The organism is Marinomonas sp. CT5, assembly GCF_018336975.1.
Taxonomy (GTDB): domain Bacteria; phylum Pseudomonadota; class Gammaproteobacteria; order Pseudomonadales; family Marinomonadaceae; genus Marinomonas.
Map to the genome: position 1 here is coordinate 1008159 of NZ_CP025572.1, position 12569 is coordinate 1020727.

Below are 12569 nucleotides of genomic sequence, written 5' to 3' on the forward strand. Positions count from 1 at the left end.
CAAGGCCTCTTTGTTTGTTTAATAGCAATTTTATTCGGTGTAATGGCTTAAATGGCTTCGGCACCTGTCTCACCAGTACGGATACGGATGATTTGTTCTAATGCTGTAACGAATATCTTTCCGTCACCGATTTTGCCTGTGTTGGCGCTATGTTGGATGGCTTCAATGGCACGTTCAACTTGATCAGCTTCCACAGCAAGCTCCAATTTGACTTTAGGTAAGAAGTCGACAACGTATTCAGCACCACGATAAAGTTCTGTATGGCCTCTTTGGCGCCCAAAACCTTTCACTTCTGTGACGGTAATGCCGTTAATACCAATTTCCGAAAGTGCTTCACGCACCTCATCAAGTTTAAAAGGCTTAACAATGGCCGTAATTAGTTTCATTTCTTTTCTCCATACAAATAAAGCATCATTTGCTCTAAAAATACCACTCTATTGTAAAAGTCTCTACATGCTAGTCGATTATGATCTACATTTAGCGAATATATCTTCATAAAATTAGAGAGCTTGATATGAGAAAAATAACTTCAAGCGAGCAATTTATCACAAAAGCTGAGCCTTTTTTTAATGAGGTCGCCAACTTGCTTTTCGATCGAGATGGTGTGCAGTTGTCCTATGTTTTATCCCCCCAAAGTATCGCTTGTTATCAGGTAAAGGGGGCGGGGAATAATTTGCAGTTAAGGCTTGTGTTGATACCGCTTACCAATGGGAATTTACTAGGGCGTTTGTCTTGGCTAGATTGGTGCGGTGTTGATCACGTGTGTTGTTACGTGAATGAGATGTTTGATGTGTTGGCTTTAACATCGGATGGTATGTGGAAAAAACAAAATAAAAGTGCTGAAGTCTTGTGTTTACAGGAGTTTGAGGCTTTGCAAAAATAATGTCACTGAGACCTTTGTAGGTTCAAAGGTCTCAGTGACCAAGCTCTATACTAATTGATGTTTGATCTTAAAGGCCATTTAACTCATCTAGATCATCGTATTTTGGCTCGTGATACTTTTTACCAAGTTCGTGAACCGCATCGATTAAGTATTTTGGGTGGTCTGGGTTTACGAATTGATGAATGCCGTGACCAAGGTTAAACACATGTCCACTGCCTGATCCAAAGCCAGATAAGACGCTTTCAACTTCACGCTCAATCACTTCTTTACCAGCATAAAGTACGCAAGGGTCTATATTGCCTTGTAAAGCTACTTTATCTCCAACACGAGCACGAGCCTCTGCAATATCTGTTGTCCAATCTAGGCCAAGAGCATCGGGTCCTGTTGCTGCCATGTTTTCTAGCCATTGGCCGCCATTTTTAGTGAATAAGATAACAGGAATTTTTTTGCCTTCGTGTTCGCGAATAAGACCATCAAGAATCTGTTTCATATAAAGCAAAGAGAATTGTTGGTACATTGGGCCACTTAACACACCACCCCAAGTATCAAAGATTTGCAGGGCTTGTGCTCCGGCTAAAATTTGCCCATTTAAATACTCAGTAACAGACTTCGCTAATTTATCTAACAAGGCATGTAGGGTTTTTGGAGCGCTGTACATCATGGCTTTTATATGGCGGAAGTCTTTACTTGAGCCGCCTTCAACCATGTAGGTGGCTAAAGTCCAAGGGCTACCGGAAAAACCTATTAGCGGTACTTCTCCATTTAAAGCGTGTCGAATGGTGGTTACGGCTTTCATGACATAATCGAGATCATTTGCTTTGGTAACGGGAATGGCATCGACATCGGCTTTGCTGCGGATCGTGTGTTTGAATTTTGGGCCTTCTCCTGCTTCAAAATATAAACCCAAACCCATTGCATCTGGAATGGTTAAGATATCTGAGAATAAGATAGCAGCGTCCAAGTCGTATCTTTTAAGAGGTTGAAGGGTTACTTCGCAAGCAAATGCATCGTTTTTGCAAAGACTCAAAAAGTCCCCAGCAGTGGCGCGGCTAGCACGATACTCAGGTAAGTAGCGTCCGGCTTGTCTCATCATCCATACAGGTGTTGTATCGACTGGTTGTTTGAGTAATGCGCGCAAGAGGCGATCATTTTTGAGCTCTGGAAACATTAGGACTCTCCGATATAAATTTTCAGTTGGCGCATTTTACCTAAGTTGGACAGGAAAAGCAGAGAGAATAAGCACAATTTATGAGTAGGATTTTGAAAAGGCGAATATTATTGATCTGTGGCAGGGTTTGTCGCAGGCTATTTTTGTGTCAAAAGCGAAGATATTGTTATTGAGTGGTTTTTATCCAAACGTTTGGTTTCAGGTTTTTGTCTTTAAGGTCAATCGCCTAGATAGGTTTTTAGGCTATATTTCTGTACTCGTTGAGCGGCGTTTTCTATGTCTTTATTGGCATGAAGCTCGGCTAACACTTTTGGGAATGCTGCTTTAGTTTGAGTGACATCCATGCCAGATTTGAGATGAGAAGAATAGAGGGCTTTAAGCAGCAAATAGTCCAACGGACTAAGATAAGTGTCTATGCTGACATCATTAAATACCGAGGGGAAAACATCGTTCGAATCGTTAGGGAGCCCTAGTAGCTGGGTGATTTCCTCAACAATACAATCTAAGAAGCGCGCTTTTCTACGAGCATAATCAACTGGGATAATGATGCTCCCTTTGGTGATTTCATATTTTTTATTACGACTAAAATTCCCTAAGCAGATCGCTTCGTTCAGAGCGGCTCGAATCTTGTCTGGATTGCCAATATATTGTCTGACTTTGTTTTCGATGTTGTTGTAAGTGGTGAAGATGACAAAAATATTGGCTTGTTTAGGATCCTGGGTAAAGTCGATGGATAGTCCAGTAATATGAGCCAAATGTTGGGCATGGACACTCAGCAATTCTTTTTGCAGGTTGGCATCACCACTATCACTTTCAAAGAACAATTTTATGGGTTTGTTCCAGCGGATTAATTTAGGGTATTTGGTTTCTTTGTATTCACGTTCTAAGGCAATTTTTATGAAGCTGTCTTGTATGTAAGCGTCGTTTTGCCAGCGTTCCTCACTCAAGGCGAATGAGGAAATAAGAAAGCTTAGCAAATAAAAAATACTAAAGCGGATCATCAGGCTGAGGTCGTGTAAGTTTGTTAGCATAATGCTGTAACGCACTGAGTGAGTCTGGTGTAAAGGCAAGGTTATCAACATTATTGAGTATGCTATCGACGCTCATGTCATGGATGGAAGCGACTTCTTTTGGTTGTAGTGTTAATTTGCCGTGTATGGATTCGTTGTAGTGGCAGGTATAAATTTTCCCCCAGATTTTAAAGCCTTCACCTTCAGTGAAAAATACGCCTTGGCTTTCAAGGGGAGCATCAAATCCGAGTTCTTCTTGCAGCTCTCGGTGCGCCGAATCTATATAGGTTTCGCCTTTTTCAACCACTCCACCAGTGGTTACGCCATAGAAGCCAGGGCAAAAGGCTTTATCATCGGTTCTTTTTTGAATGAGTAAATTGCCTGCGGTGTTAAATACCAAAATATAAGTGACACGATGGTAGTCTCTGCCAAAATTCATTAAGCGTCGTGGCACATCGCCAATTATCTTATTATTTTTGTCGACTAAGATAATGACTTCGTCATTTTCGGGCATAAATTACTCAATCTGATAGTGAAGCTGTGGAAGGCAAAAGGGTATCGGCATTTGTCTTGAAAGAAAAGCCTTCTTAGTCATTAATGAAGGCAGGATGACTGAAGATAATAGAGCCATAAGATAGAGTTGGATGTCGAAAAAGCGACCTGTTCTTGCGTATTATGAATGGATTGGCACTATTTTTAGCTGAGTAATGTTATTAATGTGTGATTTTGAGCTTTGAAAGGTAGGAAAGATGTCTATATTGAACAATGATTTTTTGGCCTTAACGCTCGCAAATCCAGATGCTATTGATCCGTTTCATTTCACCTTTTCAAGCGGTGACGCTTTTGTTGAAGAGACTGGTATTTTGCGCCTTGAGCCGAAGAATGAAAGTGCAATAAGTCTGGTGTTGTCTGTTGGTATTCACGGCAATGAAACTGGACCAATTGAGCTGGTAAATCAATTGGTTGCTGCCATTCTTGAAGGTAAAATCGACTTAAAAATTCGACTGCTAGTTTTGATTGGTAACCCAGTAGCAGCAAATTCTGCGAAGCGATTTTGCGAGGTGAATTTGAATCGTTTGTTTAGTGGAGCTTGGCAAAATTATGAGGGTTTTGAAGCAAAGAGAGCGAAACGTTTAGAGCAGGCTGTGAGCGACTTTTATTCGCATAGTGAGAATAAAGTGGGTCAAGTGCGCTTACATTACGATTTACATACCGCTATTCGTGGTTCTGTGCATGAAAAGTTCGCTGTTTATCCGTTTGTTGAAAATGGTATTTATAATAAAGAGCAGTTAGCTTTCTTAGCAGTCAGCGGAATTAATGCGGTTTTATTGTCTCATCAACCGACTACCACTTTTTCTTATTACAGCTATGCTGTGCATGGTGCTCATGCTTTTACCGTAGAGTTGGGCAAGGTGTATCCATTTGGGGAGAATGATTTATCTCGTTTTTCTGAACTTCAGTCCAGCCTGATTCTGTTATTAGAGCAGGGTGAATTAGCGCAAGCTCCTGTTGAAAAACTGCGTATTTTTCGCGTGCTAGATAGTTTGGTGAAAGATGATGATAGTTATGAGCTAAGTATTGCTAGCGATGTCAAAAATTTTACGGCATTTGAAGCGGGTTATCTTATGGCGCACTCCGATAAAAGAGATTATTTCATCGATCAAACGGGGGATGCCATTGTCTTTCCTAACACCAATTTGCCAATTGGGCAGCGAGCTGGCTTGATGGTTCGTGCAATCGAGTTAGAAGATTTATCTCTTAATTAAGTAAGTTAAGGGTATTGTGTATAAAAAGAGATTTGAGGTGACCCCTTGAATCTCTTTTTTTTATATCGTATTGTTACGTTATAACATAAACTGATGGTGTTAACTCATGAATAAACTATTATTGGCCTTGGGCGTTTCTGCTTTGTCTCCTTTGGCTTTGGCTAAACCTGTTATTGTTACCAGTATTAAACCTGTTTCTATGGTAGTTGCCGCGATAGCTGGCGATCGAGCAGAGATTCAACAGATTGTATCTAGCACCGCATCTCCCCATGATTTTGCTATGCGTCCTTCTGATCTAAAGAAAATCATGAAGGCTGATACCGTTGTTTGGGTGGGTGAATCATTAGAAGGATTTTTGGAAAAACCTCTTGAAAATGCGGGTAAAGAAGATTCGTCCATTGAATGGTTAGCTTTGGATGGTATGGCATTACATAATTTTGCCAAAGAGCATCATCATGGTGATGCGGATGAAGAAGATCATGATGATCACGATCACGAAGGACATGATGATCACGATCACGAAGGACATGATGATCACGATCACGAAGGACATGATGACCATGACCATGACCACGAAGGACATGACGATCATGATCATGAAGGCCACGAAGGTCATCATCATGTAGGTGTGGATCCTCATGTATGGTTGTCACCTGACAATGTTAAGGTATTGGCTAAAGCTGTGACTGCTCGTTTAGCGTCTCTGGATTCCGCTAATGCTAAGTACTACAAAGATAATTTGGCATCCTTTGAAAATGGGCTAAATGCGAAAGACACAGAAATTCGTAAAGCGCTAAACAAAGTTAATAAAGTGCCTTATATTGTATTTCATGATGGTTATAGCTATTTTGAGCAGCATTATGGCTTAAGTCATGCGGGTGAAATTACGGTCAGCCCAGAACGCAAACCTGGTGCTAAGAAAGTGGCTGAAATTCGTCATGAAATTGAAGAGCACAATGTGCAGTGTGTCTTCAGTGAGCCGCAATTTAGCCCAGCTATTGTGAAAGTGTTGCTCGAAGGTTCTGATGTAAAAACAGCGCCTTTAGACCCACTTGGCAGTAATGTGAAAATGGGTAAAAACGCCTATTTCTCATTTCTTGATAGTTTAAGTGGTCAATTCCTTAGCTGTTTAGGTTAAGTCCTCTTTCCCTACTAAAGAGTTAGTGATGGACGAACACTTGCTCTTTAGTAGGCGACCTGCTTCCTAGTCTGTATAATGGCGCTATTTAAATTATATTGAGTAGCGAGGCTTTATGAGCGATATATTTAATTTGAGTACCGATTCGAGTACCCACTCCGATATCCTTATTGAAAGTGCTCGACGTACTTTATCTACACAAGCCCAATCTTTAGCAAATTTAGCGAATCAAGTTAATGAAGAATTCCCGAAAGCTGTTCGTTTGATCCTAGCAAGCAAGGGACGTACGATCATTTGCGGTATGGGGAAGTCTGGTTTAATTGGTAAAAAAATCGCCGCAACTCTTGCTTCAACAGGTACTCCTAGCTTTTTTCTTCATCCTGGAGAAGCCTTTCATGGTGATTTAGGAATGATTCAACCCGAAGATGTTTTGGTACTTATTAGCTTTTCTGGTGAAACCGAAGAACTGATGCGCTTACTGCCTTCTCTAAAAAGCTTTGGAAATCCAAGCATTGCTATGGTCGGAAATACTGAGTCTACTTTGGCAAAGCATTGCGATTGTGTTTTAGACCTCTCTATTGATAAAGAAACTTGTCCAAATAATTTGGCACCAACCACATCGACAACCATGACAACCGCTATGGGCGACGCTTTAGCCGTGGCTTTGATGGAGTGCCGCAATTTTCAACCACAAGATTTCGCTCGTTTTCATCCCGGTGGTAGTTTAGGTCGTAAACTGCTTACTCGCGTTAAAGATTTAATGCACAAAGATAATTTACCTGTATGTTCACCTGAGGCAACGTTAAAAGACGCTATTTCCGTCATGACCCATGGCAGAATGGGCGTTGTATTGATTCAAGAAGCGGGCAAGTTGCTGGGTATTTTTACCGATGGTGACTTACGTCGTGCCATGCTCAAAGAAAGCGAAGGTATGATACATAAAACCATGGCAAGCTTGATGACAGCGAACCCAAAAACCATCAATGAAAATGTCATGATAGTGCAAGCTGAAGAGAAAATGCTGCGTGATAAAATCACCTTGTTAGTTGTTGTAGATGACGACGAAAATTTATCCGGAATATTAGAAATTTACGACCGATAATGTACGATTTAATGAATTTTACGCGGCTTTAGACTTGTTTAGAGCAAGCAAACCTAGATTAAAATGGAGTTCCAATGACGCAGTCAGCTCAAGAGTCAAAGATCATTAAAGTGGGTAGCAAAATTGAAGTGGCAAACCACCTTCCTTTTGTTTTGTTTAGTGGTGTGAATGTACTGGAGTCTCGTGATTTGGCGATGCGTGTTGCGGAAGAGCATGTCAAAGTCACTGAGGCATTAGGCATTCCTTACGTTTTTAAAGGCTCCTTTGATAAAGCTAACCGCTCGTCTATCAACTCTTTTCGTGGCCCTGGTATGGAAGAAGGTCTGAAAATCCTACAAGAGATCAAAGATACTTTTGGTGTGCCAGTGATTACTGATGTGCATGAGGTTTATCAATGTGCTCCCGTTGCTGAAGTGGCGGATGTGATTCAGCTGCCAGCTTTCTTGTCTCGTCAAACCGACTTGGTTGTTGCTATGGCGAAAACAGGTGCGGTAATTAATATCAAAAAAGCTCAATTTCTAGCACCTCACGAAATGAAACACATCCTTACTAAGTGTGAAGAAGCTGGTAATGACAATCTTATGCTTTGTGAACGCGGCACTATGATGGGTTATAACAATCTAGTGGTCGATATGTTGGGCTTTGGTGAAATGAAAAAATTTGGCTACCCCGTCATGTTCGATGTAACCCATTCTTTGCAGCGCCCAGGTGGTCGTGAGGATTCAGCCGATGGTCGTCGTGCACAAGTGACAGAATTAGCCCGTGCAGGTATGTCTCTTGGTTTATCTAGTTTGTTTTTGGAAACGCATCCAGATCCAGATAGCGCGAAGTGTGATGGTCCATGTGCTTTGCCTTTAGGTAAATTAGCGCCATTCCTTAAGCAAATGAAACAGCTTGATGAATTGGTTAAGACATTCGAAGTATTGGATACGAGCGTTTAATACATGGATGCGGCTTTTCTTTCTTCTTATCCTGAACTTGAGTCTGATCAGAGTTTGCTAACCAAGCTGAAAGGCTTGAAGTTGGTCGTTTTTGATGTGGATGGCGTATTAACAGACGGACGTTTGCTCTATACCGAGCAGGGCGAAACTATTAAACGCTTCAATGTGAAAGATGGTGTGGCAATGAAGTTGCTACCGAAGTGGGGCGTGCATGTGGCAGTCATTACCGCGAAAGACTCCGCGCCGTTACGGCAGAGAATGAAAGAGCTAAAAGTGGAGCATTTTTACCCAGGGTGCCATGATAAAGCGGCAGCGTTTGATGAATTGACTGATCGCTTAGGAATTGCTCCTGAGCAAGCGGCATATGTAGGTGACGATGTCATTGATCTTCAAGTGATGCCTAATGTTGGTGTCGCTTTATGTCCAGCTGATGCCCATGTTTTGCTAAAGCGCCATTGCCCTATTGTTCTTAGCAGGGCGGCTGGTGAAGGTGTGGCGAGAGAAGTGGCCGACATGGTGCTCGCCTCTCGCATGCCTTTGGAAAATGCCTATGAATTCGCTCAAAAGCCGGAGTTTGAAAAACAATGACCACTCAATCTTTACCTGACTTCCATATAGTGATACCTGCTCGTTACGCTTCTCAGCGTTTTCCCCAAAAGCTCATGGCTGATTTAGGTGGGAAGCCTGTATTGCAATGGGTCTATGAGTTGGCGTTAAAGGCAGGAGCTCAATCAGTAACCATTGCCACTGACCATGAAATCATTCAAAGGGCGGCCTCTGGATTTGGCGCAACGGTCGTAATGACTCGCGATGACCATGAAAATGGCACGGAACGTCTTGCTGAAGTGGCGGCGGTAATGGGGTGGTTAGGGGATGAAATTGTTGTCAATGTGCAAGGTGATGAGCCTTTTTTACCTGTTAGCTTGATTCATTCAAGTGTCATCGCATTACATCAAGATCATGAAGCTGAAATGGCGACGGTTGCTTGCGCGATTGATCAAGTGGAAGATTTCTTTAACCCGAATGTGGTTAAGGTTGTTTGCGATGAAAAACAGCGCGCATTGTATTTTAGTCGATCACCTATGCCTTGGGATAGAGATGGCTTTAGTATTAGCACTGATAAGTCAGGCTTTCTTCCCGTTGATTTTCTCGCGTTGCGCCACATCGGTTTGTATGTCTATCGTGCCAGTTTATTGACAAAGTACGCGGATTTACCTATGTCACCCCTAGAGCGCTGGGAAAAGCTTGAACAATTACGTTTTTTGCATCAAGGAATTAAGGTTCAGGTTGCATTGGCGGACAGTTTACCGACTCATGGTGTGGATACACCTGAAGACTTAGAAAAGCTTCGTTATCAACTGTCTTTGGACAGTATTTAGTTTTTCCATTTACAGTAGTAGTCCTGTCTAATCGGTAAGCCTTAGTATTGGTTTACCGTTTTTTTTACTTATTTTTTGTGTAATTTAAGCATTTACTCTTTTTTCTTTAATAATTTATCTTTTTTTCTAGTCACTTGCTCTTTTTATCTTCAATACTATGAGTATCCTTCTTTGAAATGTCTATTTTTCGTAGAAAATGTGTAAAAAAATGGTTTACAATTAGGCTTGAAGCAAGGCCATTTTGATTTTTGAAGGATTTAACCATGAAAAAGCTTTTATTTGTTTCCAGTAGTTTGTTAAGTACGGCTGCTTTGGCTGTTACGCCAGCTTATCTTCCAGCAGGATCTTCTTTTACTCTTGGTAGCTCTGTTAATCAAAGAGCACTATCAACGTCACTTAACAATCCTGCCGCACCTTTTTTAATGGTAAATGAGCAAGATGATGATAACTTCCGCTTCGGCATTGTTGGCCCAATTAGTATTGGCGTAGAAATGGGAGATGTGAGTGACTTACAGGATCGAGTTGAAAAAGTACAAGATCTTGTTGATGGGCTAAATGCAACAGATATAGAAGCAATTAAAACTGAGGTTTTAAATTCCGGTAGTGCTGCTGGTTATCAAACAAGGATTCAAAATGCTAAAACTCAAGCAGAACTTGAGGCTATTGCTAATGAAGCAAAAGGGGCTCTAGAAACTGAAATTGAAAATGTCATTACGAAAAAAGTAGATAAAGCGGTTGCTGATGCGAATAATATTTTACGTGGTGTTAGTCAATCTGCCTATGTCAAGGCTATGTTGAGTGCTCAAGTTCCTTTTATGCCAGTTATTTACAAGACAAAAGATAAAGGTGCATTTACTATTGATTCTAGTATTTCTGCAGTCATAAAAGGCAACCTCATTGAAGGCGAAGTAAAACGGACCACTGACAACAAGTTTGACTCAACGGCTTCTTTCTACACTCAAGCAGCGACAGATTTTAATATTGGCTTTGGTTACAGTAAAGCTATGTGGAAAAACTCAAATGGTGTTCTTATTGGTGGTGCAAAAGCCAATGTCCATAAAATTACTTTAGGTCGAGCGCTTGTTGCATTAACGGACGATAAAACGGATGCGGGTGATGCCATTTCAAATGCAATTAAGGATGATGGCGTAAGTACGACTGGTGTTGGGATAGATTTGGGCGCAGTTTGGTCTGCTGATTACTATCAAGTCGGCTTGACACTTGCAAACCTTAATGAACCTGAGTTCGATGGTGCTGCGTTAGGGGTAAATTGCGGTACATCTTTGAGCTGTAAAACTGCCGCGACATTAAAAACGAAAGGTGATTTGCCTGCAAAAGCTGATTACACAATGGAAATGCAAAGTACTATAGATGCCGCTGTTACGTCAAAAAATAGACAGTGGACATTGTCTGGTTCTTACGATGTTAATTCCATCAAAGATCCTGTTGGTGATGAGTACCAATGGGGTGTAGCGTCTGTATCCTATTATGGTGATTCACATTTCTTGCCGGGTCTTCGCGCAGGTGTTCGTCAGAACATGGTTGGTACAGAGTTAAGTTACGCCACTTTTGGTTTAACTATTGTTAAGCGCTTAAATATAGATCTTGCCGTTGCTTTAGATACAGTTAAAGATGAAGACGGTGATGAACTTCCTCGTAGTGTTTATTTCTCAATTGGTTATGATACTGCCTTCTAAATTATAAAGATTTAGATAAAAAAGCCGATAGCCTTATAGGTTTTCGGCTTTTTTTGTTTTTGTACGTTATTTAGATATTTGACTGTATGGATATGGGTAAACGACTAATGCGATATTCGATTTTGTTATTGGCACTTATTAGTGCAAATTTGATGGCATCTGCACCTATTGGATCGAGCACCGTATTAGGTAGTTATGCCAATAGACAATCTCTGATGACCTCTTTATCTAATCCTGCCGCACCTTATTTAATGACTAATATACAAAGTTTTCGAGCAGGCTTCTTAGGTCCCCTAAGTTTGGGGTATGAAATAGGAGACGCAAAAGACTTGAAAGATCAAGTTGATCAATTAGAGACAATTTTGGAAAAAGATTACAGCTCTTCTTTGAGTAGCCTTACGGTGGTTGATCTTGCAAAACTTGGATTAACGACGAACTCAACTAATGAAGAAATCAGTAATGCACTTCTTAATGGGGATACTGAAGTGTCTAGGGCTGTTTCGCAAGCAAATACTATTTTAGGTGATATTGGTGATACGGCTTATGTTAAACTGTCAGGAGGACTACAGGTTCCATTTATGCCTGTTATCTATAAAACCAATAACCGTGGCGCTTTCATGTTGGATTCTGATGTGTCCTTCGTTGGTAGAGTAGGTGTGTTATCAGATGACATTTCTGCAAAAGTGTCTGGAGAAGATGTTGAGTTGTCATCCGACACCGCTGTATTTCTTAAAAGGGCAACGGACTTTCGTGTCGGTCTTGGCTATAGTCAAGCCGTTGGTCGCCCTGTAAGTGGTGCGCTTATTCTTGGTGGTAAGATAAACCTTCATAGTATTGCTCTGGGGCAAAAGTTATCTTTTTTAACAAACAAAGACGACAACGGTACAGATGCTTTTGGTGACTTTTTAATGAATAGAGAAAATGTCCAATCGGGAATTAGTTTAGACTTGGGGGCTATTTGGACTGCCCCTAATTACCAATTAGGGGCTACGGTGACCAGTATCAATGAGCCAGAGTTCGACTTTGAAGAATTGGGTAATTGTAGTGGTTTATCAGGTTCAGAGTTGGCTAGTTGTAGTAGTACAGTTAACTTATCAAATAAGGGAAAACTAAATCTTAAAGAAACTTATAAAATGAAAGCTCAACTGACATTAGACGTGGCTCTAATGTCTACTAATCAAAATTGGTCCTTATCAGGCTCTTATGATGCGAATCCTGTTGAGGATGCTGTAGGAGACAGGTATCAGTGGAAAACCGTTTCCTTATCTTATTTTAGCGATAATCTTTATTTTCCAGGTATTCGCATCGGTTACAGAAAGAATCACGCTGGAAGTAAGTTAAGCTATGCAACTGTTGGGGCTACGTTTTTTAGGCGTTTAGATTTTGATATTGCCTATGGGCTGGAAAAAGCCAGCGGCGAGAGTCTGCCTCGTAGTTTATATTTCTCGCTGGGCTATGGTTTTGCTTTTTAAATAGCAATGTTTG

General features: G+C 41.1%; 13 protein-coding genes. 9 read left to right on the forward strand and 4 right to left on the reverse strand.

Annotated features, from left to right (window positions below):
• Positions 1-47: 47 nt before the first annotated feature.
• On the reverse strand, positions 48-386 hold the full coding sequence (locus C0J08_RS04790; protein ID WP_212654971.1) for a P-II family nitrogen regulator: 339 nt from the start codon (positions 384-386) through the stop codon (positions 48-50).
• 128 nt (positions 387-514) lie between these two features.
• On the opposite strand from C0J08_RS04790, the gene C0J08_RS04795 reads away from it, so the two are divergent.
• Positions 515-883 carry a hypothetical protein gene (locus C0J08_RS04795; RefSeq protein ID WP_212654972.1) on the forward strand — a complete coding sequence of 123 codons (369 nt, stop codon included), beginning with the start codon at positions 515-517 and terminating at the stop codon, positions 881-883.
• A 67-nt stretch (positions 884-950) separates the two neighbouring features.
• Here the strand turns inward: C0J08_RS04795 and hemE are convergent, their stop codons facing one another.
• The 3 genes from hemE to C0J08_RS04810 all read right to left on the reverse strand — a co-directional run bounded on the left by hemE (position 951) and on the right by C0J08_RS04810 (position 3575).
• The gene (gene hemE / locus C0J08_RS04800) at positions 951-2051 is read right to left on the reverse strand and encodes a uroporphyrinogen decarboxylase (protein ID WP_212654973.1); all 1101 of its coding nucleotides are present in this window, start codon (positions 2049-2051) and stop codon (positions 951-953) included.
• A 218-nt stretch (positions 2052-2269) separates the two neighbouring features.
• On the reverse strand, positions 2270-3082 hold the full coding sequence (locus C0J08_RS04805) for a DUF2927 domain-containing protein (protein ID WP_249344510.1): 813 nt from the start codon (positions 3080-3082) through the stop codon (positions 2270-2272).
• Positions 3039-3575: an NUDIX hydrolase gene (locus tag C0J08_RS04810; protein WP_212654974.1), complete on the reverse strand. Its 537-nt coding sequence runs from the start codon at positions 3573-3575 to the stop codon at positions 3039-3041. Before C0J08_RS04810 ends, C0J08_RS04805 begins: the two co-directional genes overlap by 44 nt.
• Before the next feature lie 235 nt (positions 3576-3810).
• Between C0J08_RS04810 and astE the strand changes: the two genes are divergently transcribed.
• From astE to traF (C0J08_RS04850), 8 genes are all read left to right on the forward strand, one after another.
• The gene (gene astE / locus C0J08_RS04815; RefSeq protein ID WP_212654975.1) at positions 3811-4827 is read left to right on the forward strand and encodes a succinylglutamate desuccinylase; all 1017 of its coding nucleotides are present in this window, start codon (positions 3811-3813) and stop codon (positions 4825-4827) included.
• Positions 4828-4933: 106 nt separating this feature from the next.
• On the forward strand, positions 4934-5965 hold the full coding sequence (locus C0J08_RS04820) for a zinc ABC transporter substrate-binding protein (RefSeq protein ID WP_212654976.1): 1032 nt from the start codon (positions 4934-4936) through the stop codon (positions 5963-5965).
• 115 nt (positions 5966-6080) lie between these two features.
• Positions 6081-7067 (forward strand): KpsF/GutQ family sugar-phosphate isomerase, encoded by a 987-nt coding sequence (locus tag C0J08_RS04825; RefSeq protein ID WP_212654977.1) that lies wholly within the window; start codon positions 6081-6083, stop codon positions 7065-7067.
• Between the two features lie 74 nt (positions 7068-7141).
• Positions 7142-8008: a 3-deoxy-8-phosphooctulonate synthase gene (gene kdsA, locus C0J08_RS04830; protein ID WP_212654978.1), complete on the forward strand. Its 867-nt coding sequence runs from the start codon at positions 7142-7144 to the stop codon at positions 8006-8008.
• Between the two features lie 3 nt (positions 8009-8011).
• Complete coding sequence (locus tag C0J08_RS04835; RefSeq protein WP_212654979.1) at positions 8012-8596, forward strand: KdsC family phosphatase; 585 nt, start codon at positions 8012-8014, stop codon at positions 8594-8596.
• Positions 8593-9387 (forward strand): 3-deoxy-manno-octulosonate cytidylyltransferase, encoded by a 795-nt coding sequence (kdsB, locus tag C0J08_RS04840; protein ID WP_212654980.1) that lies wholly within the window; start codon positions 8593-8595, stop codon positions 9385-9387. Before C0J08_RS04835 ends, kdsB begins: the two co-directional genes overlap by 4 nt.
• 263 nt (positions 9388-9650) lie before the next feature.
• Positions 9651-11084, forward strand: a complete 1434-nt coding sequence (gene traF / locus C0J08_RS04845) for a conjugal transfer protein TraF (RefSeq protein WP_212654981.1) — start codon at positions 9651-9653, stop codon at positions 11082-11084.
• Positions 11085-11191: 107 nt separating this feature from the next.
• Complete coding sequence (traF, locus tag C0J08_RS04850; protein WP_212654982.1) at positions 11192-12556, forward strand: conjugal transfer protein TraF; 1365 nt, start codon at positions 11192-11194, stop codon at positions 12554-12556.
• The last annotated feature ends 13 nt before the right edge of the window (positions 12557-12569 follow it).

Bases quoted from the DNA above. Each gene is read 5' to 3' on its own strand.
- C0J08_RS04825 (WP_212654977.1), top strand. From the start codon at position 6,081: ATGAGCGATATATTTAATTTGAGTACCGATTCGAGTACCCACTCCGAT.
- C0J08_RS04805 (WP_249344510.1), bottom strand. From the start codon at position 3,082: ATGCTAACAAACTTACACGACCTCAGCCTGATGATCCGCTTTAGTATT.
- C0J08_RS04790 (WP_212654971.1), bottom strand. From the start codon at position 386: ATGAAACTAATTACGGCCATTGTTAAGCCTTTTAAACTTGATGAGGTG.
- traF (WP_212654981.1), top strand. From the start codon at position 9,651: ATGAAAAAGCTTTTATTTGTTTCCAGTAGTTTGTTAAGTACGGCTGCT.
- C0J08_RS04810 (WP_212654974.1), bottom strand. From the start codon at position 3,575: ATGCCCGAAAATGACGAAGTCATTATCTTAGTCGACAAAAATAATAAG.
- C0J08_RS04835 (WP_212654979.1), top strand. From the start codon at position 8,012: ATGGATGCGGCTTTTCTTTCTTCTTATCCTGAACTTGAGTCTGATCAG.
- hemE (WP_212654973.1), bottom strand. From the start codon at position 2,051: ATGTTTCCAGAGCTCAAAAATGATCGCCTCTTGCGCGCATTACTCAAA.
- kdsB (WP_212654980.1), top strand. From the start codon at position 8,593: ATGACCACTCAATCTTTACCTGACTTCCATATAGTGATACCTGCTCGT.
- astE (WP_212654975.1), top strand. From the start codon at position 3,811: ATGTCTATATTGAACAATGATTTTTTGGCCTTAACGCTCGCAAATCCA.
- C0J08_RS04795 (WP_212654972.1), top strand. From the start codon at position 515: ATGAGAAAAATAACTTCAAGCGAGCAATTTATCACAAAAGCTGAGCCT.
- traF (WP_212654982.1), top strand. From the start codon at position 11,192: ATGCGATATTCGATTTTGTTATTGGCACTTATTAGTGCAAATTTGATG.
- kdsA (WP_212654978.1), top strand. From the start codon at position 7,142: ATGACGCAGTCAGCTCAAGAGTCAAAGATCATTAAAGTGGGTAGCAAA.
- C0J08_RS04820 (WP_212654976.1), top strand. From the start codon at position 4,934: ATGAATAAACTATTATTGGCCTTGGGCGTTTCTGCTTTGTCTCCTTTG.